Annotated in this window: 28 protein-coding genes and 2 tRNA genes; 23 read left to right on the forward strand and 7 right to left on the reverse strand. The window is 68.2% G+C overall.

The genetic code is table 11. The features are described from left to right. Positions 1-7: 7 nt before the first annotated feature. The 14 genes from NL112_RS13855 to rpsB all read left to right on the forward strand — a co-directional run bounded on the left by NL112_RS13855 (position 8) and on the right by rpsB (position 6,674). Positions 8-346, forward strand: a complete 339-nt coding sequence (locus tag NL112_RS13855; RefSeq protein WP_255149436.1) for a hypothetical protein — start codon at positions 8-10, stop codon at positions 344-346. Between the two features lie 197 nt (positions 347-543). Beyond that, a tRNA-Ser gene (locus NL112_RS13860) sits at positions 544-626 on the forward strand. A gap of 33 nt (positions 627-659) precedes the next feature. Then, positions 660-1,181: a 30S ribosomal protein S13 gene (locus NL112_RS13865; RefSeq protein ID WP_255149437.1), complete on the forward strand. Its 522-nt coding sequence runs from the start codon at positions 660-662 to the stop codon at positions 1,179-1,181. Next, positions 1,181-1,711 carry a 30S ribosomal protein S4 gene (locus tag NL112_RS13870; protein WP_255149438.1) on the forward strand — a complete coding sequence of 177 codons (531 nt, stop codon included), beginning with the start codon at positions 1,181-1,183 and terminating at the stop codon, positions 1,709-1,711. The genes NL112_RS13865 and NL112_RS13870 overlap by 1 nt, the downstream gene beginning before the upstream one ends. Further along, positions 1,708-2,097: a 30S ribosomal protein S11 gene (locus NL112_RS13875; protein ID WP_255149439.1), complete on the forward strand. Its 390-nt coding sequence runs from the start codon at positions 1,708-1,710 to the stop codon at positions 2,095-2,097. Before NL112_RS13870 ends, NL112_RS13875 begins: the two co-directional genes overlap by 4 nt. A 1-nt stretch (position 2,098) precedes the next feature. Continuing rightward, positions 2,099-2,848 carry a DNA-directed RNA polymerase subunit D gene (locus NL112_RS13880; RefSeq protein ID WP_255149440.1) on the forward strand — a complete coding sequence of 250 codons (750 nt, stop codon included), beginning with the start codon at positions 2,099-2,101 and terminating at the stop codon, positions 2,846-2,848. A 129-nt stretch (positions 2,849-2,977) separates the two neighbouring features. Beyond that, a tRNA-Leu gene (locus tag NL112_RS13885) sits at positions 2,978-3,062 on the forward strand. Between the two features lie 27 nt (positions 3,063-3,089). Then, the gene (locus tag NL112_RS13890; RefSeq protein ID WP_255149441.1) at positions 3,090-3,440 is read left to right on the forward strand and encodes a 50S ribosomal protein L18e; all 351 of its coding nucleotides are present in this window, start codon (positions 3,090-3,092) and stop codon (positions 3,438-3,440) included. Continuing rightward, positions 3,437-3,874 carry a 50S ribosomal protein L13 gene (locus NL112_RS13895; protein ID WP_255149442.1) on the forward strand — a complete coding sequence of 146 codons (438 nt, stop codon included), beginning with the start codon at positions 3,437-3,439 and terminating at the stop codon, positions 3,872-3,874. The genes NL112_RS13890 and NL112_RS13895 overlap by 4 nt, the downstream gene beginning before the upstream one ends. Beyond that, positions 3,868-4,266 (forward strand): 30S ribosomal protein S9, encoded by a 399-nt coding sequence (locus tag NL112_RS13900; RefSeq protein ID WP_255149443.1) that lies wholly within the window; start codon positions 3,868-3,870, stop codon positions 4,264-4,266. The genes NL112_RS13895 and NL112_RS13900 overlap by 7 nt, the downstream gene beginning before the upstream one ends. Before the next feature lie 11 nt (positions 4,267-4,277). Continuing rightward, positions 4,278-4,472 carry a DNA-directed RNA polymerase subunit N gene (locus tag NL112_RS13905; protein WP_255149444.1) on the forward strand — a complete coding sequence of 65 codons (195 nt, stop codon included), beginning with the start codon at positions 4,278-4,280 and terminating at the stop codon, positions 4,470-4,472. Beyond that, a complete protein-coding gene (locus tag NL112_RS13910; RefSeq protein WP_255149445.1) occupies positions 4,469-4,645 on the forward strand; it encodes a DNA-directed RNA polymerase subunit K in 177 nt (58 codons plus the stop codon). Before NL112_RS13905 ends, NL112_RS13910 begins: the two co-directional genes overlap by 4 nt. Beyond that, entirely contained in the window at positions 4,642-5,838 is a 1,197-nt protein-coding gene (gene eno, locus NL112_RS13915; protein WP_255149446.1) for a phosphopyruvate hydratase, read from the forward strand. Before NL112_RS13910 ends, eno begins: the two co-directional genes overlap by 4 nt. Then, entirely contained in the window at positions 5,835-6,674 is an 840-nt protein-coding gene (gene rpsB, locus NL112_RS13920) for a 30S ribosomal protein S2 (RefSeq protein ID WP_255149447.1), read from the forward strand. Before eno ends, rpsB begins: the two co-directional genes overlap by 4 nt. 167 nt (positions 6,675-6,841) lie before the next feature. On the opposite strand, the gene NL112_RS13925 is transcribed toward rpsB, so the two are convergent. The 3 genes from NL112_RS13925 to NL112_RS13935 all read right to left on the reverse strand — a co-directional run bounded on the left by NL112_RS13925 (position 6,842) and on the right by NL112_RS13935 (position 8,152). Then, positions 6,842-7,036: a cold-shock protein gene (locus NL112_RS13925; RefSeq protein ID WP_255149448.1), complete on the reverse strand. Its 195-nt coding sequence runs from the start codon at positions 7,034-7,036 to the stop codon at positions 6,842-6,844. A 63-nt stretch (positions 7,037-7,099) separates the two neighbouring features. Further along, entirely contained in the window at positions 7,100-7,591 is a 492-nt protein-coding gene (locus NL112_RS13930; RefSeq protein ID WP_255149449.1) for an NUDIX domain-containing protein, read from the reverse strand. 24 nt (positions 7,592-7,615) lie between these two features. After that, positions 7,616-8,152 (reverse strand): NUDIX domain-containing protein, encoded by a 537-nt coding sequence (locus tag NL112_RS13935; RefSeq protein WP_255149450.1) that lies wholly within the window; start codon positions 8,150-8,152, stop codon positions 7,616-7,618. Positions 8,153-8,238: 86 nt separating this feature from the next. Between NL112_RS13935 and mvk the strand changes: the two genes are divergently transcribed. Beyond that, positions 8,239-9,222, forward strand: a complete 984-nt coding sequence (mvk, locus tag NL112_RS13940) for a mevalonate kinase (protein WP_255149451.1) — start codon at positions 8,239-8,241, stop codon at positions 9,220-9,222. Further along, positions 9,219-9,947: an isopentenyl phosphate kinase gene (locus tag NL112_RS13945; protein ID WP_255149452.1), complete on the forward strand. Its 729-nt coding sequence runs from the start codon at positions 9,219-9,221 to the stop codon at positions 9,945-9,947. The genes mvk and NL112_RS13945 overlap by 4 nt, the downstream gene beginning before the upstream one ends. Positions 9,948-10,099: 152 nt before the next feature. Here the strand turns inward: NL112_RS13945 and NL112_RS13950 are convergent, their stop codons facing one another. From NL112_RS13950 to NL112_RS13960, 3 genes are read right to left on the reverse strand one after another with little or no spacing between them, the layout of a single operon-like run. After that, complete coding sequence (locus NL112_RS13950; protein WP_255149453.1) at positions 10,100-11,605, reverse strand: class I adenylate-forming enzyme family protein; 1,506 nt, start codon at positions 11,603-11,605, stop codon at positions 10,100-10,102. A gap of 44 nt (positions 11,606-11,649) precedes the next feature. After that, on the reverse strand, positions 11,650-12,786 hold the full coding sequence (locus NL112_RS13955; protein ID WP_255149454.1) for an acyl-CoA dehydrogenase family protein: 1,137 nt from the start codon (positions 12,784-12,786) through the stop codon (positions 11,650-11,652). Positions 12,787-12,837: 51 nt separating this feature from the next. Beyond that, positions 12,838-13,935 (reverse strand): sensor histidine kinase, encoded by a 1,098-nt coding sequence (locus NL112_RS13960; protein ID WP_255149455.1) that lies wholly within the window; start codon positions 13,933-13,935, stop codon positions 12,838-12,840. 148 nt (positions 13,936-14,083) lie between these two features. Here NL112_RS13960 and NL112_RS13965 point away from each other — a divergent pair, with 148 nt between their 5' ends. From NL112_RS13965 to idsA3, 4 genes are all read left to right on the forward strand, one after another. After that, on the forward strand, positions 14,084-14,893 hold the full coding sequence (locus tag NL112_RS13965; protein WP_255149456.1) for an SDR family oxidoreductase: 810 nt from the start codon (positions 14,084-14,086) through the stop codon (positions 14,891-14,893). 55 nt (positions 14,894-14,948) lie between these two features. Continuing rightward, positions 14,949-15,737, forward strand: coding sequence for an E3 ubiquitin ligase family protein (locus NL112_RS13970; protein WP_255149457.1), 789 nt, complete (start codon positions 14,949-14,951; stop codon positions 15,735-15,737). A gap of 239 nt (positions 15,738-15,976) precedes the next feature. Next, a complete protein-coding gene (locus tag NL112_RS13975) occupies positions 15,977-17,329 on the forward strand; it encodes a ribonuclease J (protein ID WP_255149458.1) in 1,353 nt (450 codons plus the stop codon). Further along, positions 17,326-18,363, forward strand: coding sequence for a geranylfarnesyl diphosphate synthase (gene idsA3, locus NL112_RS13980; RefSeq protein ID WP_255149459.1), 1,038 nt, complete (start codon positions 17,326-17,328; stop codon positions 18,361-18,363). Before NL112_RS13975 ends, idsA3 begins: the two co-directional genes overlap by 4 nt. Positions 18,364-18,427: 64 nt before the next feature. On the opposite strand, the gene NL112_RS13985 is transcribed toward idsA3, so the two are convergent. Beyond that, the gene (locus tag NL112_RS13985) at positions 18,428-19,468 is read right to left on the reverse strand and encodes a hypothetical protein (protein ID WP_255149460.1); all 1,041 of its coding nucleotides are present in this window, start codon (positions 19,466-19,468) and stop codon (positions 18,428-18,430) included. Positions 19,469-19,680: 212 nt separating this feature from the next. Between NL112_RS13985 and NL112_RS13990 the strand changes: the two genes are divergently transcribed. The 3 genes from NL112_RS13990 (at position 19,681) to NL112_RS14000 (ending at position 22,798) form a co-directional block, all read left to right on the forward strand. Then, complete coding sequence (locus NL112_RS13990) at positions 19,681-21,393, forward strand: glutamate--tRNA ligase (protein WP_255149461.1); 1,713 nt, start codon at positions 19,681-19,683, stop codon at positions 21,391-21,393. 75 nt (positions 21,394-21,468) lie between these two features. Then, positions 21,469-21,798, forward strand: a complete 330-nt coding sequence (locus NL112_RS13995) for a 4Fe-4S dicluster domain-containing protein (RefSeq protein ID WP_255149462.1) — start codon at positions 21,469-21,471, stop codon at positions 21,796-21,798. 133 nt (positions 21,799-21,931) lie between these two features. Next, a complete protein-coding gene (locus NL112_RS14000) occupies positions 21,932-22,798 on the forward strand; it encodes an electron transfer flavoprotein subunit beta/FixA family protein (RefSeq protein ID WP_255149463.1) in 867 nt (288 codons plus the stop codon).

A 22,798-nucleotide genomic window follows, 5' to 3' on the forward strand; every position in this document is an offset into this window, starting at 1 on the left:
ACGTAGCATGAGCGAGACAGAGTCAGACCCACCGATAGCATGCGAGATGACGGCCGAGATGGCGGCGGACCGCCCCGGCCTCGTACACGACGCGCTTGCGGACGCGTACGCGGGCGCCGAGGAACACGAGGACGGCGTCACCCTCCGGTTCGAGGGGACCGAGGCGGCGCTGGAGGCGGCGGCGACGTTCGTCGTCCACGAACACCAGTGCTGTGCGTTCGCCGACTACCGCATCGAGGTGTCGCCGCCGTACGAGACGACCAGCCTGACAATCACCGGGCCCGAGGGGGTCAAGCAGATGTTCCTGGACGGGATGGTCCCCCTGCTCGAGTCGGCGACAGAGTAGCGACCGTCTCGCCGGGCGCCCGCGCCCGGTGGTTCCGGCGGCGTGTGTTCCGTCGTCGCACGGCCGTCACGCGTTCGTGACCCTTAAGTACGGGTAGGGAGTTGTGTCGAGTGCAATCGATGTAGGGCGCTCCGCGCCCGAGTCCGCAAGGGCGGAGATACACGCGGGACGCGAACGCGTCCGCCAGACACACGCAGGTCGTGGTAGCCAAGTGGCCCAAGGCGCTGGGTTGCTAACTCAGTGGCGTAATGCCCCCGGGGTTCGAATCCCCGCCACGACGCTCACACACCCACACAACCAACCGTATCCACACATGAGCGCGGAAGAACCCGACACCGAGGCCGAGGACGAGGAGGAGGACATCCGCTACTTCGTCCGCATCGGCCAGACCGACCTCGACGGCACCAAGTCAGTCGAGCGGTCGCTGACAGAGATGAACGGAATCGGCCGACGAACGGCCCGCATCATCGCCCAGAAAGCCGGCATCGACCGACGTTCGGTCATCGGCAAACTCGAGGACGACGAAATCGACGACATCGTCGAACTCGTCGAGGGGTACGCCGACGAGGTGCCCGAGTGGATGGTCAACCACCAGGACCACTACTTCTCGGGCGACTCGACCCACGAGTTCGGCAACGACCTCGAGATGACCCGGCGGCGGGACATCAACCGGATGAAGATGATAGACTCCTACAAAGGAACCCGCCACAAGCGCGGGCAGAAGGTCCGCGGCCAGCGGACGAAGTCCACGGGCCGGACGGAGGGCACCATCGGTGTCAACGTCGAGGCCATCAAGGAGCAGCAGGCCGAGGAGGCCGAAGGTGGTGAGGAGTAATGCCGCTTGGAAGCAACACGAAGCTGTACGAGACGCCGAACCACCCGTACCAGGGTGAACGCATCGACCAGGAGGCCCGTCTGCTGGAGACGTACGGCCTCAAGAACAAGGAGGAGCTGTGGCGCGCGCAGTCGGAACTGCGCGACTACCGCCGCGAGGCCCGGAAACTGCTGGGCCGCACGCAGGGCGACGCCGAGGCCGCCGCCCGGAAGGGCGACGAGTTCCTCGCACGGCTCCAGCGCGTCGGCGTGCTCGGCGAGGACGACTCGCTGGACGACGTGCTGTCGCTCGACGTCGAGGACGTGCTCGAGCGTCGGCTCCAGACCATCGCGTACCGCCAGGGGCTGGCGAACACGACCCAGCAGGCGCGGCAGTTCATCGTCCACGGCCACGTCACGGTCGACGGCGCACGCGTCACGACGCCCTCCTACACCGTCGAGGTGAGCGAGGAGGACGCCATCGACTACGACGAGAACAGTCCGCTCGCGGACGACCTGCACCCGGAGCGTGCGGGAGGTGACCAAGAATGAGTGAGAGCAACGACGGCAAGTGGGGCATCGCACACGTGTATGCCTCGTTCAACAACACGATCATCACGGTAACGGACGTGACCGGCGCGGAGACCATCGTGAAGTCCTCCGGCGGGACGGTCGTGAAGCAGAACCGCGACGAGGCGTCGCCGTACGCCGCCATGCAGATGGCGGAGGCGGTCGCCGACGAGATCAAGGCCGCGGGCATCGACGGGCTCCACGTCCGCGTGCGCGGCCCGGGCGGTAACCTGAACAAGTCTCCCGGGCCCGGCGCACAGGCGACGATCCGCGCGCTCGCCCGTGCCGGCCTGGAGATCGGTCGCATCGAGGACGTGACTCCCATCCCGCACGACGGTACGCGGGCGCCGAAGAACAGCGGGTTCTGACATGAGCGAGCAATACGAGGTGGAGTTCATCGAACGCGGCGACCGCGAAGCGCGGTTCCTCGTTCGCGGCGTGACGCCCGCGTTCGCCAACGGCGTTCGACGGGCGATGCTCGCGGACGTGCCGACGCTCTCGATAGACGAGGTCCGCGTCGTCGAGAACTCGTCGGTGATGTTCGACGAGCAGATAGGGCTCCGTCTTGGTCTCGTCCCGCTGACGACGCCGCCGGGCGAGTTCGAGGTCGGCGACGAGGTGACGCTCGCGCTCGACGTCGAGGGGCCGGACACCGCCTACTCCGGCGACCTCCGGTCGTCTGACGACCTCGTCCAGCCGGCCGACGAGAACGTCCCCATCATCGACCTGAAGGAGGGCCAGCGCCTCGAAATCGAGGCCGACGCGGTGCTCGACACGGGGAAGGCCCACGCCAAACATCAGGGCGGGGTCGCGGTCGGCTACCGCCACCTCCAGCAGGTCGAAGTCGTCGGCGACAGCGAGGAGTTCGAGTCCGACGAGCCCCACATCGTCCGTGGCGTCATCGAGGACGAGGACGGCACGCTCGTCGCCACCGACGAGTTCGGCAACGACCTCACGAACCGGTATCCCGGGAAGGAGGTCGCCGTCTCGGACGTGCCGAACGCGTTCGTGTTCCACGTCGAGACGGACGGCTCGCTGACGGTGGAGGAGCTGGTGCTTGCGGCCGTCGACACCATCCACGACCGCGCCGCCGAACTCGAAGAGGCAGTCCAACTGTAACACCGATGCGCGCCCACAGCCACACACCGTGGATGCCCCGGACACCGAGCGACGCCGCCGGCTCTGTCGGCGGCTTCCGGTGTCACACCGAAGGGGTTAACAACGGGCGCGCAGTACCGAAAACCGCGTGCAGGGATAGCCAAGTCAGGCCAACGGCGCAGCGTTCAGGGCGCTGTCGTGTAGACGTCCGCAGGTTCAAATCCTGCTCCCTGCATCCATTCTCTCCCTGGAGTGATACAGAATGAGCAAGACGAACCCGAGACTCAACAGTCTCATCGCCGACCTCAAGTCCACCACCCGTAACGGTGGGGGCGACGTGTGGGCCGACGTGGCCGAGCGGCTGGAGAAGCCGCGACGGACCCACGCTGAGGTGAACCTGGGCCGCATCGAACGGTACGCCCGCGAGGACGAGACCGTCGTCGTGCCCGGGAAGGTGCTCGGTTCCGGTGCCCTCCGCAAGGAGGTCACCGTCGCCGCCGTCGACTTCTCGTCGTCAGCGGAGACCAAAATCGAGCACGTCGGTGAGACCGTGACGCTGGAGGAAGCGCTCGAGAACAACCCCGACGGAACCGACGTGCGGGTGATCCGATGAGCCACGCCGAGTTCGACGCCGATGTCGTCGTCGACGCGAAGGACTGCATCATGGGTCGCGTCGCCTCGAACGTCGCCCAGCGCGCGCTTGACGGCGAGCGCGTCGCCGTGGTGAACGCCGAGGGCGCGGTCATCACCGGCAACGCCGAGGACACCATGGAGGTGTACGAGAAGCGCCGCGACGTCGGCTCCGACCGCGGCCCGTACTATCCGAAGCGGCCGGACCGCATCTTCAAGCGGTCCATCCGCGGGATGGTGCCGTACAAGGAGACGCGCGGCCGCGAAGCGTTCGAGAACGTCCGCGTGTACGTCGGCAACCCGCTCGACGAGGACGGCGACGTCCTCGAGGGCACGTCGCTGGATCGACTCTCGAACATCAACTTCACCACCCTCGGTGAGGTTTCCGAGAACCTGGGGGCCAACGTAACATGGTAACGAACACGTCCGGCAAGAAGAAGACGGCCATCGCTCGCGCCACCGTGAGCGACGGGTCGGGGAAGGTGCGAATCAACAGCCAGCCCGTCGAACTGGTCGAACCGGAGCAGGCGCGACTCAAGATGCTGGAGCCATTCCGCATCGCCGAGGAGGACCTGCGCGACTCCGTCGACGTCGACATCACCGTCAGCGGCGGTGGCTTCGCGGGGCAGGCCGACGCCACCCGCACGGCCATCGCCCGCGGACTGGTCCAGCACAGCAACGACGCGGAACTGCGCGACGCGTTCATGGCGTTCGACCGCTCGTTGCTCGTCAACGACGTGCGCCAGTCCGAACCGAAGAAGTGGGGCGGCCCCGGCGCACGGGCCCGCTACCAGAAGTCCTACCGCTAGGTGATTCACACATGATGGTCCCGGTCCGGTGTTTCACGTGCGGCAAGGTCGTCGGCGAGCACTGGGAGGAGTTCAAGGCGCGCACCCGCGAGGGCGACGAGGACCCGAAGCAGGTCCTCGACGAACTCGGCGTGGAGCGGGCCTGTTGCCGACGGATGCTCGTCTCGCACAAGGACCTCGTCGACGTGGTGGCACCCTACCAATGAAGACGGACAACCGCTACGAGAAGGCGCGCATCCTGGGGGCGCGAGCCCTGCAGGTGTCACACGGCGCGCCCGTGCTCATCGAGACGAACCAGACGGAGCCGATACTCATCGCGGCCGAGGAGTACGACGCGGGCGTCCTCCCCTTCACGGTGCGGCGAGGTGACGAGGCGTGACGCTCGTCACGGAGGTACGGCTCCGCCGCGTCCTCGACAGTCGGGGGAATCCGACGGTCGAGGCCGAGGTGCGAACCGAGTCCGGTGGCTTCGGTCGGGCGGCGGCCCCCTCGGGGGCCTCGACCGGCGAGTACGAGGCCATCGAACTCCCGCCGGAGGAGGCCATCGCCAGCGCCCGCGAACTCGCGGTGCCGCGCATCGAGGGCCAGGTGTACGCCGGCGACCAACGGTCGGTCGACCGCGCGCTCCGCGGTGCGGACGGCACCGACGACTTCTCGAAGGTCGGTGCCAACAGCGCGGTCGCCATCTCGATGGCCGCCGCGAAGGCGGGCGCCGACATGCTGGGCGCGCCGCTGTACCAGCATCTCGGCGGCGCGTTCCGCGGCGAGAACTTCCCGGTCCCGCTGGGCAACGTGGTCGGCGGTGGCGAACACGCCGCGGACGCGACCCACATCCAGGAGTTCCTCGCCGCGCCGGTCGGCGCCCCGAGCGTCGCCGACGCCGTGTTCGCCAACGCGGCGGTCCACGGCGAGGTCCACGACATCCTCGCGGAGCGCGGCATCCCTGCCGCGAAAGGTGACGAGGGCGCGTGGGCGCCCTCCGTCGACGACAGCGAGGCGTTCGACGTCGTCGAGCAGGCCGTCGAGACGGTCGCGGACGACGTGGGGTTCGACATCAAGTTCGGCCTCGACGTCGCCGCCGCGGAACTGTACGAGGACGGCGCGTACCGGTACGGTGATACGGTCCGCACGCCCGACGAGCAGGTCGACTACATCGCCTCGCTCGTCGACGAGTACGACCTCGCGTACGTCGAGGACCCGCTCGACGAGGACGACTACGACGGGTTCGCCGAGTTGACCGAGCGCGTGGGCGACCGCACGCTCGTCTGCGGCGACGACCTGTTCGTCACCAACACCGACCGTCTGTCGGAGGGCATCGAGCGCGGCGCGGCCAACAGCATCCTGGTGAAGCCGAACCAGATAGGGACGCTGTCGGACGCGTTCGACGCGGTCGAACTCGCCCAGCGCAACGGCTACGACCCCGTCATCTCCCACCGGAGCGGGGAGACGGAGGACACCACCATCGCCCACCTCGCCGTGGCGACCGACGCCCCGTTCATCAAGACGGGCGCGGTCGGCGGCGAGCGCACCGCCAAACTGAACGAACTCATCAGAATCGAGGCAAACGCATGAGCGACAACGACGACGGTCTCGACGCGGCCGAATCCGACGTCGACGCGGAGCCCACCGGCGAGTCCGGTGCCGAGCCCGCCGACGACCCGGAACCGGTCGCCGAGACCACCGACGAGGAAGAGACCGCCGAGGCCGCCGACGAGGAGGCCGAGGCCGAAGAGACAGCGGCGGCCGAGGAGGCCGACGAGACCGAGGAGGAGGAGGAAGCCGAGGAGGAGCCGGCCGTCCTCGACGAGGACGTCATGCCGGACGACGAGGCCGACCTGCTCATCCCGGTCGAGGACTACCTCGCGTCGGGCGTCCACATCGGGACCCAGCAGAAGACCCAGTCGATGGAGCGGTTCATCCATCGCGTCCGGACCGACGGGCTGTACGTGCTGGACGTCTCGCAGACGGACGACCGCATCCGCACGGCCGCCTCGTTCCTGGCGAACTACGACCCCGAGCAGATTCTGGTCGCGTCCTCGCGCCAGTACGGTCGATTCCCGGCCGAGAAGTTCGCGGACGCCGTCGGCGCTCGCGCCCGGACCGGGCGGTTCATCCCGGGGACGCTGACGAACCCGAAGTACGACGGCTACATCGAACCGGACGTCGTCGTCGTCACCGACCCCATCGGTGACTCGCAGGCGGTGAAGGAAGCCATCACGGTCGGCATCCCGGTCATCGCCATGTGCGACTCCAACAACACGACGTCGAACGTCGACCTCGTGGTCCCGACGAACAACAAGGGCCGCAAGGCTCTCTCCGTCGTCTACTGGCTGCTCGCCAACGAGACGCTCGACCGCCGCGGTGCCGAACCCGCCTACGCGCTCGAGGACTTCGAGAGCGACCTGTAACGGGACTCGGTTTTCGTTTCTCTCACGTCGTCAGCGGCGGCGCCGTACCGGTGCCGTCGCTGGCGTCGTGCGTCGCCGAAAGAACGAGCCCGGACGGTACTGCCACCGCTGTCGGGCGTGGATGGTTCGAAGAACGGTACTGAGTGCCGGTAACGAAGCCGACCCGATTACAGCCGGGTCAGGTTCTTCGCGCGCGGACCCTTCGGGGCGTCCTCGATCTCAAACTCGACCTCCTGACCCTCTTCCAGGTCCTCTCCGCCGATGTCCTCCATGTGGAAGAAGACGTCCTCGTCGGAATCCTCGGTGTCGATGAAGCCGTAACCGCCAGTGTCGTTGAAGAAGTCAACCTTTCCGGTCGCCATTGCTTTTAGTGAGAGACGCCTGTGGGACATAAGGGTTTCGAGAGCAGAGTCCCGAGAGATGTGTTACACCGACTCGCGGAGGAGTTCGTACAGGAGTTCCCCGGGCGGGTCGGCGTGCCACGTCGCTTCCGGGCCGGGGTCGCCGGTCGCCGTCCCCGTGAACACGACGAACGGTTGGGGGATAGGGTCGCGGTCGGTCCAGTCGTGGCAGTAGCGGACGTGGACGTGGCGCACGTCGGCCAGTTGGGGGTCGATGCCAGTCCGTTCGCGGACCGCGCGCTCGGCACACTCACGATAGTCGTCGCCCGGTCGACGGGGTGCACCGGGCTCCTCCCACCCTTCCTCGCCGTCCACGAGCAGGACGCGCCCGTCGGGGTCGTACAGCCAGGCGCCGGCGCCGCCACAGCCGTCGAGCACGCTCGCGCGTTCGTGGAGGCGGTCGTACTCGTCGGGGGTCACCTCCCGCGGCTCGCGGACGACCTCCAGCCGGCCGTACTCGGCGGCCAACTCCGAGAGCGTACGGTCGAGATGGCGACACGCCGCCGTGACGGACATGCCCGTTCTTCGGGTGCCTCCGGTTTAGCCGTTGTCCGTCGGCCACGGGAACTCGGCGAGCGCGTCGTACAGCAGGTCGTCGGGCCGCTCGGTGAACCATCGGGCCGCCGCGACCCGGTCTCCCTCGTCGGGAGCCGGCTCCCCGCCGGCGTACGACCCCGCGAACACGACGATGGGGGAGACGAGCCGCGGCCGGTCGGGCGCGACGTGGCTGACGGCGTGGAGTTCGACGACGCCGCCGATGTCGACGTCGACGCCTGCTTCCTCGCGTGTCTCCCGGCGGGCGGCTTCGGCGAACGTCTCGCCGGCCGCCCGCTTCCCGCCAGGGTCGGACCACGCCGTCTCGTCTGCGTGGCGGACCAGCAACACGCTGTCGTCGCGCGTAACCCAGACGCCGGCACCGCCGTCCGCGCCCGCCTCGAACCGCTCGCGCACCCGGTCGTGGTCGACAGGCGACAGCTCCCACTCCGGCTCACGGACGCGGAACCGGCCGTAGTCGGCGGCGTGGTCGACGAGCACCTCGTCGGTCCGTTCGCGCGAGCGGCGGGTGAGGTCGTGCACGCTCGCATCTCGGAACCGGATCGCTTCAATCCCCGGCCCCGCCGGGACCCGCACCGTTTTTGCGCCCGGCCCCCGCTCGCACAGGTATGACCACTTCGAGCGCCCCGGGGAAGGTGTATCTGTTCGGGGAGCACGCCGTCGTCTACGGCGAACCGGCGGTGCCGTGTGCGGTCGGCCGCCGCGCCAGCGTGACCGTAGAGGAGCGCGACGACGACCGCCTCCGGGTGGAGGCGGAGGACCTCTCGCTGGACGGATTCGCGATAACGTACGGCGACGACCTCGAGGAAGCGGACGTGAACGTGCCCGCGGACCTCGTGGAGGCGGCGACCGGCTACGTCGACGGCGCGGTCGCGCAGGCCCGCGACGCGGCCGACGCGCCGGACGCCGGCTTCAACGTCAGCATCGAGTCGGCCATCCCGCTCGGAGCGGGGCTGGGGTCGTCGGCGGCCGTCGCCGTCGCGGGCATCGACGCCGCGACCCGCGAACTCGGCGTCGAACTCGACCGCGAGGAGTTAGCCGACCGAGCGTATCAGGTCGAGTACGAGGTCCAGGAGGGCCAGGCCTCCCGGGCGGACACGTTCTGTTCGACGATGGGCGGCGCCGTCCGCGTCGAGGGAGACGACTGCCGTCGCATCGACGACGCCCCGGAACTCCCGTTCGTCGTCGGCTACGACGGCGGTGCGGGAAACACGGGCGAACTCGTCGCCACCGTCCGCGACCTCCGGGAGACGTACGGGTTCGCCGCCGACACCGTCGAGGCAATCGGGGACGTGGTCCGCACCGGTGAGCACGCGCTCCGCGAGGGGGACGTCGAGGAGGTCGGCCGCCTGATGAACTTCAATCACGGCCTGCTGTCGGCGCTTGGCGTCTCCTCGCGGTCGCTGGACACGATGGTGTGGGCCGCTCGCGACGCGGGCGCGGACGGGGCCAAACTCACCGGCGCGGGCGGGGGCGGCTGTATCGTCGCGCTCGACGAGACGGAGGGCGTCGAGACGGCGCTGAACTACACGCCTGGTTGCGAGGAGACGTTCCGGGCGGAACTCGACACCGAGGGGGTGCGCGTCGAGTGATCGTCCTCAAGCTTGGCGGGAGCGTCGTAACCCGGAAGGACGACCCCGAGACCGTCGACACCGAGAACCTCGACCGGCTCGCGGAGGCCATCGCCGGCCACGACGGGCGGCTGGTGGTGGTCCACGGCGGCGGCTCGTTCGGCCACCACCACGCCAGCGAGCACGGCGTCACCACCACGGAGGGGACCCACGACGCCGCCGCAGTCCGCGCTATCCACGGCGCGATGAAGCGGCTCAACGACGCCGTCGTGGAGGCGCTTGCCGAGCGGGACGTGCCCGCGGTCCCGGTCCACCCGTTCTCGAACGCCGTCCGCCCGGCGACCGGCGAGTTGGTGGTGTCGTCGGGACCCATCACCACGATGCTCGCGGAGGGGTTCGTGCCCGTGCTCCACGGCGACGTGGTCGCACATGCGGGCAAGGGAGCGACCATCCTCTCGGGCGACGAACTGGTCGTCGACCTCGCGACGCAACTCGGCGCCGACCGGGTCGGCCTCTGTTCTGCCGTCCCCGGCGTTCTCGACGCCGACGGGGAGGTCATCGACCGCATCGAGCGGTTCGAGGACGCCGCCGAGGCGCTCGGCGGGAGCGACGCCACCGACGTTACGGGAGGGATGGCCGGCAAGGTCCGCGAGTTGCTCGCGCTCGAGGTGCCGGCGTACGTGTTCGACGCCGACGGCACCGATGCGTTCCTCGCGGGTGGCTCTCCGGGAACCCGGGTCGGCTAACGTTTATATACGATTCCGCGGCCACCGCTTCCGTGACGTAGCGCACGTCGCGGATGGAACTCGGCGGTTGCGTGGCCCACCCATCCGCGAACGATGCGGCGCGAGCGCGATGCCGTGTCGCGACTGCCGGGGCCGCCTGTCTGCCCCTCTGGTCAGTCCGCGACGCGCTCGCGGAGCGCGACCTTGTCCACCTTCTGGCTCCCGGTGCGTGGGAACTCGTCGACGAAGACGACTCGACGGGGTGTCTCGTAGCCCGCCAGTCCGCCGTGGTCGTCGCAGTACGCCGCTACCTCCTCCGTCGTCAGATCGTCCTCCCCGATGACGGCGGCGGTGACGGCCTCGCCAAGCCGCTCGTGTGGCGTCCCGAACACCGCGACGCCCTGCACGCGGTTCCACTCCTGGAGTGCATCCTCGACCGCCGCGGGCGCGACCTTCTCGCCACCGGAGAGAATGATGTCGTCGAGCCGGTCCACGTACGAGATGTAGCCGTCGTCGTCCGCGACCACCACGTCGCCCGTCCGGAACCACCCGTCGTCGAACGCCTCCTCGGTGCGTTCGGGCAGTTCCCAGTAGCGGTCCATGATGGAGTCGCCGCGCAACTGGAGCTCCCCCTGCTGGCCCGCCGGGAGCGGTTCGCCGCTCCCAATCTCGACGACGCGCCACTCCAGCGACTCGACGACCGTCCCCATCATGCCGGGACGGCGCTCCCAGCCCGCGCCGTACGTGACCGAGACGCCCGACGCCTCGGTCTGCCCGTAGAAGTCGTACAGCCCGCCCAGGTCGAACGCCTCCTCGAACTCCTGTAACAGCGCCTCCGGCGTCGGGCTCCCGCCGTACAGACAGAAGTCGATGGAGGAGGTGTCCCGTTCGCGGGCCGCCTCCGTGTCGAGCAGGTCACGTATCATCGCCGGAATCAGCCCCGAGTACGTCGCGTCCGTCGCCTCGACCAGCCGCGCCCACTCGGCGGCGTTCCACGCCGGCTGGACGACGAGGCTCGCCCCGTTCGTGAGCGCCATCATCGTCGCGCAGTGGAGTCCACCGACGTGAAACAACGGGACGGCGACGACTGCGGTGTCGTCCGGGGTGATGCCGTAGCGGGCCGCACCGGCGTCTATCTGTGCGCCGACGGTGCGGTGCGTCTGGACCACGCCCTTCGGCGTCCCGGTGGTTCCGGAGGTGTGCATCACGACCGCCACGTCGTCATCGAGTCGGGTCACCGGAGCCGGTGCCGCGCCGGGGTCGCCGACCGCGTCAGCGACGAACCCGCCCTCGTGAGCCTCGATGACGGTTTCGATAGCGTCGACGTCTGCGGCGACATCGTGGGCGGTGTTCCGATACACGTCGTCCGTCAGAAGCACCGTCGGTCGCACGTCCTCCAGAACGCCCCGGACGCCCTCGGTGTCGAACCGGTAGTTCACCGGCGTCACCGCACAGCCCGCACGCAACGCGCCGAGGACGCAGGCGACGTACGTGTCGTTGTCGAGCATGTAGACGGCGACGCGGTCGCCCGGGTCGGTCCGCTCGGCCAGCGTCGCGGCCACGGCCCCCGCCCGCTCGTCGAGCGCGGCGTACGTCACGTCTTCCCCGTCGGGGTCGACCAGCGCCGGCGCCCCCGGCGCGCGGTCGACGTGCCGACGGAACTGCTCGTACAGGTTCATGCTACCACGACACACGCCCGGGCGGATAAAGCTACGCGGCCCGCCTAGAGGTCCAGCAGTTCCCCGGCGATGATGTTCCGCTGGATGGCGCTTGCCCCCTCGCCGATTTGGTAAATCTTGGTGTGGCGGAACTGCCGTTCGACGGGGTACTCGCGGGTGTAGCCGTTGCCGCCGTGCAGTTGGACGGCCTCGGAGGCCACTTCCTCGGCGATTTCGCTGGCGTGGAGCTTCGCCATCGAGGCGAGCTTCGTCGGCTTCCCCCCGTCGTCGATTCGCTGGGCGGCGTCGTACACGAGCCGACGTGCGGTCTCGACCTTGAGCGCCATGTCCGCGACGCTGTGCTGGACGGCCTGGAACTCGCGGAGTTCGCGGTCGAACTGGCTCCGCTGTTTCACGTACTCGACCGTCTCGTCGAGACAGCCCTGTGCGATGCCGAGCGCCTGCGCGCCGATGCCCACTCGCTCCTCCTCGAAGAACTCCATCAACTGGTAGAAGCCGGCGTTCTCGGTGCCGACGAGGTTCTCCTCGGGGATGCGGACGCCGTCGTAGCGCAGTTGCGCAGTCTCGCTGGCGTTCCAGCCCATCTTCTCTATCTCCCGTTCGACCTCGAAGCCGTCGCGGTCCGTCTCGACGATGAACGCGGAGATGCCGGCGTGCCCCTCCCCGCCGGTGCGGGCCATCGTCAGCACGTAGTCGGCGACGGTGCCGTGGGTGATGAACGTCTTGACGCCGTCGATGATGTACTCGTCGCCCTCCTTCTCGGCGGTCGTCTCGATGCTCGCGGCGTCGGAGCCGTGTTTCGGCTCGGTGTTTCCCAGCGCGCCGATGAGTTCACCCTCCGCGACGCCGCGTAGTATCCGCTCCTTCTGGTCGTCGGTGCCGTACTCGCGTATCATCCGGGTGCCGAACTCGGTGCCGATGGCCGCGAGCATCCCGGCGTCGACGCGGGCTATCTCCTCCATGAACAGACACGTCTCCACCTGCGAGAGGCCGGCGCCGCCGTACTCCTCGGGGATGGTGCCGCCGACCAGCCCCGTCTCGACGGCTTTCTCCCAGACGGCACGCGGCCACTCTCCCGTTTCCTCGTGTTCGCGCGCGACCGGCGCAATCTCCTCCTCGGCGAACTCGCGGGCCGTCCGCCGGATGGCCCGCTCGGCTTCGCTGAAACTGAAGTCGACCACGACCGACCATCCGGTGGCCGTCCCGTATAGCTACCGCCGCGGATGGATGGGTCAGTCGTCGGCCAGCGGCAGACGAACGACGACGACGGTGCCACGGGGGTCGTTCTCCTCGATAGCTACCTCGCCGTCGAACCGCGCGACCAGCGTGGACACGAGATACAGCCCCAGCCCCTCGCCCGTCTTCTCGGGGTTCCAGCCGTTCCCTTCCAGATACGCCCCGCGGTACCGCTCCGGTATGCCAGGGCCGTCGTCGGCTACCCGGACCGTCGCCGTCTCGCCGTCGGCGGAGACGTCGACGCGGACCTGTGGGGTGTCGGCGTCGTTGTGTTCGACGGCGTTCGCCAGCAGGTTCTCGAACACGGCACCGAGCATCCGGTTTGCGCTCACGGTGACCTCCCCGGGCGCCTCGAACTCGAACTCGGCGTCGGGGTAGGCCGTTCGGGCGACCCCCACCTCCGAGTCGAGTATCGACGATAGCTCCGTGGGGTGGCGCTCGACATCCGTCGAGAGCGTCCGCATCAACACGCGGACGTTGTCGACGAGTTCCGTCATGTGCTCGCCCCGCTCGTCGATGCGGTCGATGAGGCGCTGGCCCTCCGTGTCGGTGTGGTCCTCCAGCATATCGGTGTACCCGCCGATGACCTGTAGTCCGTTCAGGACGTTGTGGCGAAGTAGGTGGTTGACGAACTCGAGGGTGTCCTGCTGGAGAGCCGTCCGCTCGGCGAGCCGCTGGTTCTGCCGTGCTCGGGCGCGGTTGAGACCCGCGACCACTCCGACGGCGCCACCGAGGTTGCCGAAGAGGACGTACTCGGGATAGAACTCCGACGGTGGCGTTCCCTCCAGCAGGTCCGGGAGGAGCGCCCAGCTGTACAGGACCCAGAGGACGACGACGCCGCCCACGAACCACGCGGTCACCACCAGTACGTCCCGGCGGCGGAGGTCGGTCCGCCCCAGATAGACGCCCACACAGACGACGACCAGCGGAACGACCACGTCCATGAACACGTAGAACAGGACGGTCAGCGTCCCAGTATCGGCGTACTGCTGGATGACGGTACCGGCTCCGGCGACGGTGAGCAGGCCCGCGAGCAGGTAGATGCCCGCCGCGTCCGGCAGACGGTCGACCCACCGTACCGCACCCTGGGACATGGTGGCGACCCCTCTCTCCCGGATAATAGTCCTACCGCCTCGCCACGCCGGCCGACGGTTGCGGCCACCGGCAGAGATAAGCCCCGCCCCGCAGACGTTCGGGCGAGTCACCGACCCATGCTACCGGAGCATCCCGCAGGTGGTGTCGATGAGTGATGCGTGGCCGGAGACGCCACCCGCAACCGACCTGTTCGCCGACGACCTCCTGGAGGGAGAAGTCGCGCTCGTCACCGGCGGCGGCACGGGCATCGGCGAGGAGATAGCGAAAGCGTACGCCGAGTTGGGCGCCGACGTGGCCGTCGCCTCGCGGAACATGGACCACCTCGAACCGGTCGCAGAGGCCATCGAACAGCGGGGGCAGAACGCGTGCGCGACGACCGTCGACATCCGCGAGAAGGAGCGTGTCGACGAGATGACCGAGACCGTCGTCGCGGAACTGGGCGCGCCGACCGTGCTGGTGAACAACGCCGGGGCGAACTTCCTGACGCCGTTCGAGGACCTCTCGGCGAACGGCTGGCGCGCCGTCGTCGGTACCATCCTCGACGGGACCGCCTACTGCACGATGTCGGTCGGCGAGGAGATGGTCGACAACGGCGGCGGCTCCATCATCGCCATGGGCGCGACCAACTCCGTGGGCGGCGCGCCGTTCCACGCCCACTCCGGCGCGGGGAAGGCGGGCGTCCACAACCTGATGCAGACCGTCGCCTCGGAGTGGGCCCGACACGGCGTCCGCGCGAACACCATCGCGCCGGGCATCATCGAGACGGAGGGGGTGACGGAGGCGGCCGGCGGCGCCCTCCCGGAGCAGGTGATGGAGGAACTGGTCGCCGACCGGTTCGGAACGCCGGCGGACTGCATCCCGCTGGCGGTGTTCCTCGCGTCGCCAGCAAGCGCCTACGTGACCGGCGCGTACTACACCGTCGACGGTGGGCACAACGTCTCCCGCTCACCGTACTGATTTTTGACGTCCGGGCCGCACGTCCGGGTATGTGCCCCTCCAGCGGTGAGTGCCGGTGAACCCCGTGGTGCTTTTCGCGGGCCTGCTCGGGGTCGTGGTCGGTGCGGTCGCGCTGGTTCACGGCCGCCGGCGTCGCCACGAACGCGAGACCATCGCCGGCACCGAAACCACGGACGTGCTCTCACTGACACCTGGGCCGGCTGAGGTGGTCGGCCGCGCAGAACCGGCAGGCGGCGGCCCGATACGCGCGCCGTTCTCCGAGGCGGACTGTCTCGTCGCCGAGTGGGAAATCGAGGAGTGGGAGGAGTCGGGAAAGACGTCCAGCTGGCGGAGCGAGGGCTCCGGCGTCGTGAAGACGCCGTTCTACGTCGACGACGGTACCGACCGCGTGCTCGTGTTGCCTGCGGGTGCGACGTTCGACGTCTCCGGCGAGGACGTCGTCGAGGTGGGCGCCGACGAGGAGCCCCCACGACCGATACGGGAGTTCCTCGAACTGGAGTCGACGCCCGGCGACCCGAACCGCGCGCTCATCTCGGCGCTCGACTGGGGCCAGCAGGTCGGCGACCGGAAGTACCGACAGTCGCTGATACGCCCCGGCGACGAGGTGTACGTCCACGGCACCGCCACGCGGTCGAACGCCCGGGAGTTCGGCGCCAACGACTACGAACTCGTCCCCCACGCGGACGACGGCTACGCGGACGCCGACCTGTTTCTCGTCGCCAACGCCTCCGAACAGGAACTCGTAGATGACCGGGGCGACGCCGTCTGGTATCTCGTCGGCGGGGCCGTCGCCCTGCTTGTCGGCGTGAGCCTCCTTCTGGTCGGCATCGTGGGCCCGCTGTAGCCGGCGAGCGTGACCCACGAGACTTTTAACCCTCGGTGAGAAACGTCTCGGTAACCGAGATACGGTCGCCCCTGGGTGTGGTGTGGGCGACCGGCCACGACGGACGGAGACGGCCGCTCGGGCTCGCTGTGAGCCTGTGCGGTTCCGACGGCCGTCGCCGCGGCTCGTAGTCGCGCGTGTTCGCCGGTTCCCCACGGACGCCGCATTCAGGGGGCGACCCTTCCTCGGCAGACACAACTATGGAAGTCGAAATCGCAACAATCGGCGGCTACGAGGATGTCGGCCGGCAGATGACTGCCGTGCGGGCCGGCGACGACGTCGTCATCTTCGACATGGGGCTGAACCTGTCGAAGGTCCTCATCCACGACAACGTCGAGACCGAGCGGATGCACAGCCTGGACCTCATCGACATGGGGGCCATCCCGGACGACCGCGTCATGTCCGACATTCAGGGTGACGTGCAGGCCATCGTGCCGACCCACGGCCACCTGGACCACATCGGCGCCATCTCGAAGCTGGCACACCGCTACGACGCGCCCATCGTGGCGACGCCGTTCACCATCGAACTGGTGAAACAGCAGATAGAGGGCGAGGAGAAGTTCGGGGTCCAGAACGACCTCGTGAAGATGGACGCCGGCGAACGGATGAAAATCGGTGACTCCGACAAGGTCGAACTCGAGTTCGTCAACGTCACCCACTCCATCATCGACGCCATCAACCCCGTGCTCCACACGCCGGAGGGCGCCGTGGTGTACGGCCTCGACAAGCGGATGGACCACACGCCGGTCATCGGCGACCCCATCGACATGAAGCGGTTCCGCGAGATCGGCCGCGAGGGCGCGGGCGTACTCGCGTACATCGAGGACTGTACGAACGCGGGCCGAAAGGGCCGTACGCCCTCGGAGTCGGTCGCGCGCCGGCATCTGCGCGACGTGATGACCTCCGTCGAGGATTACGACGGCGGCATCGTCGCCACCACGTTCTCCAGTCACATCGCCCGCGTGAAGTCGCTGGTCGAGTTCGCCAAGGACATCGGTCGCCAGCCCGTCCTGCTGGGGCGGTCGATGGAGAAGTACTCCGGCACCGCCGAGCGACTCGGCTTCGTCGACTTCCCGGGCGACCTGGGGATGTACGGCCACCGCAAGAGCGTCGACCGGACGTTCAAGCGCATCATGAACGAGGGGAAGGAGGACTACCTCCCTATCGTCACGGGCCACCAGGGCGAGCCACGCGCGATGCTCACCCGGATGGGGCGCGGCGAGACGCCGTACGAACTGGACGAGGGCGACAAGGTCATCTTCTCGGCCCGCGTCATCCCGGAGCCGACGAACGAGGGCCAGCGCTACCAGTCCGAGCAGTTGCTCGGCATGCAGGGCGCTCGCATCTACGACGACATCCACGTCTCGGGGCACCTCCGCGAGGAGGGCCACTACGCGATGCTCGACGCGCTCGAACCCAAGCACGTCATCCCGGCCCACCAGGACATGAAGGGGTTCGCGCCGTACGTGGACCTCGCCGCGAAGAAGGGGTACACGCTGGGGCGTGACCTCCACGTCACCTCCAACGGGAACATCATCCAGCTGACCGAATGAGCGTCGAAGAGCGCGTCCGCGGTGCCATCGAGGACCGCCGCGAGGCGGTCAACACCGCCATCCGCGAACAGCTTCCGGTGACCGAACCGGAGCGGCTGTACGAGGCGTCCCGCTATCTGCTCGACGCGGGCGGCAAGCGGCTCCGGCCGACGGTGCTTCTGCTGGCCGCGGAGGCGCTCGCCGAAGCGGAACCCTGCTCGGAACAGTACCGGGCGTTCCCCGACCTCACGGGCGGGCAGGTGGACGTGATGTCCGCCGCCGTCTCCATCGAGGTCATCCAGTCGTTCACGCTCATCCACGACGACATCATGGACGACGACGACCTCCGACGGGGCGTGCCGGCGGTCCACCGCGAGTACGACCTCGAGACCGCCATCCTCGCAGGCGACACCCTATACTCGAAGGCGTTCGAGTACATGCTCGCCACCGACGCGCCCGCCGAGCGGGAGGTGCGCGCGCTCGACGAACTCGCCACCACCTGTACCGAAATCTGCGAGGGGCAGGCGTTCGACGTCGAGTTCGAGGAGCGCGGCGACGTGACGACCGACGAGTATCTCGAGATGGTCGAGTTGAAGACGGCGGTGCTGTACGCCGCCGCCGCCTCCATCCCGGCTATCCTGCTCGGGGCCGACGAGGAGACGGTCGACGCGCTCCACGGCTACGGGCTCGACATCGGTCGCGCGTTCCAGATTCAGGACGACTTGCTCGACCTCACCACCCCGAGCGAGAAACTCGGCAAACAGCGCGGGTCGGACCTCGTCGAGGGGAAGCGGACTGTCGTCACCCTTCACGCCCGCGACAACGGCGTCGACGTCGACGGCCTGGTCGACGCCGACGACCCGGAGAACGTCACCGAGGCGGACATCGACGCCGCGGTCGAACAGCTCCGCGAGGCCGGGTCCATCGAGTTCGCTCGCGAGATGGCCGACGACCTCGTCGCCTCCGGCAAGGGTCGACTCGAGTGTCTCCCGGAGACGGAAGCGCGGTCGTTGCTTGCCGACATCGCCGACTTCCTCGTCGAGCGGGAGTACTAGCGCACTCTCTGCCCGGGGGTCTCGCACCGTCGGGCTCGACTCCCCAAACCAATCGAGTAGCGTCTCAGACGCTGACGCGGGGGAACCGTAGCTCGATGCGACTTCCCGGTGTGTTCTCGACGATATGGAACTGCCCGCCGTACGCGTTCGTAATCCACTGAGCGACCCACAGGTCGATATCGCGCGAGTGGTTGAGCTGAGTGATGTCCGCGTCACCGTCCAGAAGCTCACGCTCGCCGTCGGTGATTTGACCGCCCCGGCTTTCGACGCTCAGTTCGATTTTATCTTCGACCGCGTCGGCGGCCAGCGTCACCTCGGGGCTCGCGGTGTTGCCGACGAGGGCATCGTCCACGAGATAGCCGAGCGCCCGTTCCAGTCGCTCGCCGGCGGCAACTGACGCCTCGGGCGAACACGAGCAGTCGACAGTCACGTCCGCGTCGCCGCGGTACTGCGCCGCCACCGACTCGAGGGTCGCCCCGACCGGTGTGGGTGATGCATCGGCCGCGTCGAACTCCATCGCCCAGTAAACCTCGCCGACCTTCTGATTGAGCGCGGTCAGCGACTCGGCGCTCTGTTGGACTTGGTCGGCACCCGCGCGGGCCGCGTCTACCGTCTCGCTCCGCTGAATGTCGTCGGCGTGGCCGAGCAGTAGCTGGGCTTCGGTGCGGAGATTGTGCCGGAGTACCTGACTCAACACGTCGAGTCGTTGGGTGCGGTCGGCCAGTTCGTCGGCTCGAATCTGGCGGACGTCGTTGTAACCGATGAGGAGATGGGCGAACGCGCTGGCCAGGATGATGTCCGCCGACGCAAACAGCGGAATGGAGCCGGGGGCGTACAGTTCGACGAGCCCGAGTATCAGCCCCAGCACGGCGATCCCGAGGGCGTGCCAGCCGGCGATACGAGCCACGCCTCTTGTGGCGATGTCACTCCGATACACGAGCACGCTCGCCGCGACGATGGCGGCCCCGAGTATCACCCCGAGCAGTGCGAGGAGGATGCCGAATCCCGAGTTACCGCCCGTGAGGAGAAACCGGAGTGGAAGCCAGCCCCAAACCATCCCAGCGAGGCCAACAGACCCCGCTGCAACGATTCGTGTTGCGTCCATCCGGTATATTTCGACGGCCGTCTGATATGAATCCGCATAGTACCGGAGCGCCCCCCGTCCCTGGTAGCCGCGTCTTGCCGTACCGCCGTATCGGTGACGTCGCCAGTCACGCACAACTCGGACGCCGGCCTGACGTCGTAGTCGCCCACGAATCGCGTCGAAGCGCCCGAGAATCCACGGGCTTTTCGCCCCCCGCGGTCTTGCACCCGCTAATGGACGACGACCTTCGCGAGCGGGTCGAACGCGAGGCCGAGCGGGCCGCGCTGTTCAACGCGCTCAAGCACGGTAGCGACGCACAGGTGGGGGCCATCATGGGGCCGATGATGGGCGAGAACCCCGCGTTCCGCGAGCACGGCGACGAGATTCCGGGCGTCATCGCGCCGGTCATCGAGCGGGTCAACGGGCTCCCCGAGGCGGAGAAGCGCGAGCGTCTGGCGGAACTCGACCCCGACGCGGTCGAGGAACTCGAGGCCGAGGAGGAGGACCACCACGACCTGCCGGACCTCCCGAACGTCGATGAGTACGACGAGGTGCGGATGCGCGCCGCGCCGAATCCGAACGGGCCGTGGCATCTCGGCCACGCCCGGATGCCGTCGGTCATCGGAACCTACAAACAGCGGTACGACGGCTCCTTCATCGTCCGGTTCGACGACACCGACCCGGAGACGAAGCGCCCGGACCTCGACGCGTACGACGCCATCCTCGACGACATCGACTACCTCGGGTTCGACCCCGACGAGGTCATCAGAGCCAGCGACAGGGTGGAGACGTACTACGAGCACGCCCGGGACCTCGTCGAGGCGGGTGGCGCGTACACCTGTTCGTGTTCGGGCGAGGCGTTCTCGGAGTTGAAGAACGACGCGGAGCCGTGTCCCCACCGCGACAAGGACGTCGAGACGGTTCGCGAGGAGTTCGAGGCGATGGTCGCGGGCGACTACTCGTCGGGCGAGATGGTGCTGCGGGTCAAGACCGACATCGAGCACAAAAATCCCGCGCTGCGCGACTGGGTGGCGTTCCGGATGATAGACACGCCACACCCCAGAGAGGAGGCGGCCGACTACCGCTGCTGGCCGATGCTCGACTTCCAGTCGGGCGTCGACGACCACCTCACCGGCGTCACCCACATCATCCGTGGCATCGACCTGCAGGACTCCGCGAAACGCCAGCGGTTCCTCTACGACTACTTCGACTGGGAGTACCCCGAGGTGATGCACTGGGGGCACGTCCAGATAGACGCCTACGACGTGTCGATGTCCACCTCGACCATCCGGGAGCGCATCGAGGCGGGCGAACTCGACGGCTGGGACGACCCGCGCGCGCCCACCATCAAATCCGTCCGGCGGCGGGGCATCCGCGGCGAGGCCATCGTCGAGTCGATGGTCGGACTGGGCACCTCCACGTCGAACGTCGACCTCGCGATGTCGACCATCTACGCGAACAACCGGGACCTCGTCGACGAGGAGACGGACCGGGCGTTCTGCGTCCGCGAGGGCGTCCGATTCGACCTCCGGGGCGGCCCCGAAGTGGCCCACCCGCCGCGGCACCCGAACCACGAGGAGCGCGGCGACCGCGACATCCCCGTCGGCGACGCCGTGCTCATCGAGAGCGAGGACGCCCCCGAGGTGGGCGAGCGCGTCTGGCTGAAGGGGTTCGGTCCCGTCGGCCGCGAAGGCGACACGCTCGTCTACACGGACGAGGACATCTCGCTGGTGCGCGAGGAGGGGGTCCCCGTCGTCCACTGGGTGCCCGTCGAGGGCTCCCGGTCGGTACGTTTGCGGACGATGGACGGCGACGTGGCCTGCTTCGCGGAACCCGGCATCACCGACTACGACGAGGGCGAACTGCTCCAGTTCGAGCGCGTCGGCTTCGCACGCATCGACGAGCACTCCGAGCGGGAGACGGTCTGCTACTACGCACATCCCTGAGGGTCCGTAAGGGCGGGCCCTGACGCCCCCGGCGTTCGCACCTAAATTTAAGTAACCTGCCAAGGATTGCCACACATGGCTATCGACCCGCAGTTCGAAGAGAACCGAGAAGTCGTCGAGGAGCACGACGGCCACGACGTCTGGGGGCCAGTCGAGGAACCGGAGACGCTGGGTATCCACGGCACCCACGTCGCGGTCGACTTCGACATCTGTATCGCCGACGGCGCTTGTCTGGAGGACTGTCCCGTCGACGTGTTCGAGTGGGTCGACACGCCCGACCACCCGGAGAGCGAACTCAAAGCCGACCCCGTCCGGGAGAGCCAGTGCATCGACTGCATGCTGTGTGTCGACGTCTGCCCGGTCGACGCCATCGACGTCGACCCCGGACGCGCCGGCCGCACCTGAGCGGACGGCTCGGCGGCGCTCGTCCACCGCGTCCGTAGCTCCTGCTCCGTCGTTTCGACACCTCGTTTTCGCCGTCCGGCGGACCGATCCGCAACAAAAGATAAGGGGTGTCGGCAGTATTGCCACATGAGATATGACATCTGTACGCATGGTGGCACTGACCAAGGGCGTCCCGGACTTCCGCGAGGGCCAGGTGTCGTTCGACGAGGACGGACATCTGGAACGCGGCGAGACGCCGACGGTCATGAACCCCAACGACAAGCACGCACTTCGCGCGGCACTCCAGACCAAGGTCCGTCACGACGGCCAGTTGAGCGTCATGAGCATGGGCCCGCCGGGGTACAAGGAGGTGCTGGGCGAGGCGATGGAGTCGGTGTACGCCGACGACCTCTACCTGCTGTCGGACCGCGAGATGGCCGCGGCCGACACGTGGGCGACGGCCATCACGCTCTCGACGGGGCTCGAAAAACTGGAGGAGTCGCCGGACCTCGTGTTCGCCGGCTTCAAGACCGCCGACGGGGAGACTGGCCACACCGGCCTCCAGACCTGCTGGTGTGAGGACGCGCCCGTCATCACCCACGTCGTCGCGCTCGACGTCGACCCCGAGGCGAACACGGTCCGGGCGAAGCGGCTGGTCGAGGGCGACATCGAGGAGATAGAGACCGTGGAGGCGCCGATGCCGGCGTTCATCGTCGCGGACCCCGAGTTCGAACCGACCTACCGGCGCGCGGAGGAGCGGCTGAAACTGAAGGACCTCCGCGAGGAGACGGAAGAGCGCGCGCCCGACTACGAGGACCACCTCACCGTGTGGGACCACGCCGACCTCAACCTCGACCCCGACTACATCGGACTGGACGGCTCCCCGACCATCGTCTCCAGCGTCGACCCCATCCCGAAGGCGCCGGCCGAACGGGAGGCGACGATGGTGACGCCCGACGACAGCGAGGGGATGGAACAAGTGTTCGACGAGATGCGCGGCTTCGCCGCGGGGGGTGACTGA

The organism is Halorarius halobius, assembly GCF_024298865.1.
In the GTDB taxonomy this organism is placed as follows: domain Archaea; phylum Halobacteriota; class Halobacteria; order Halobacteriales; family Haloarculaceae; genus Halorarius; species Halorarius halobius.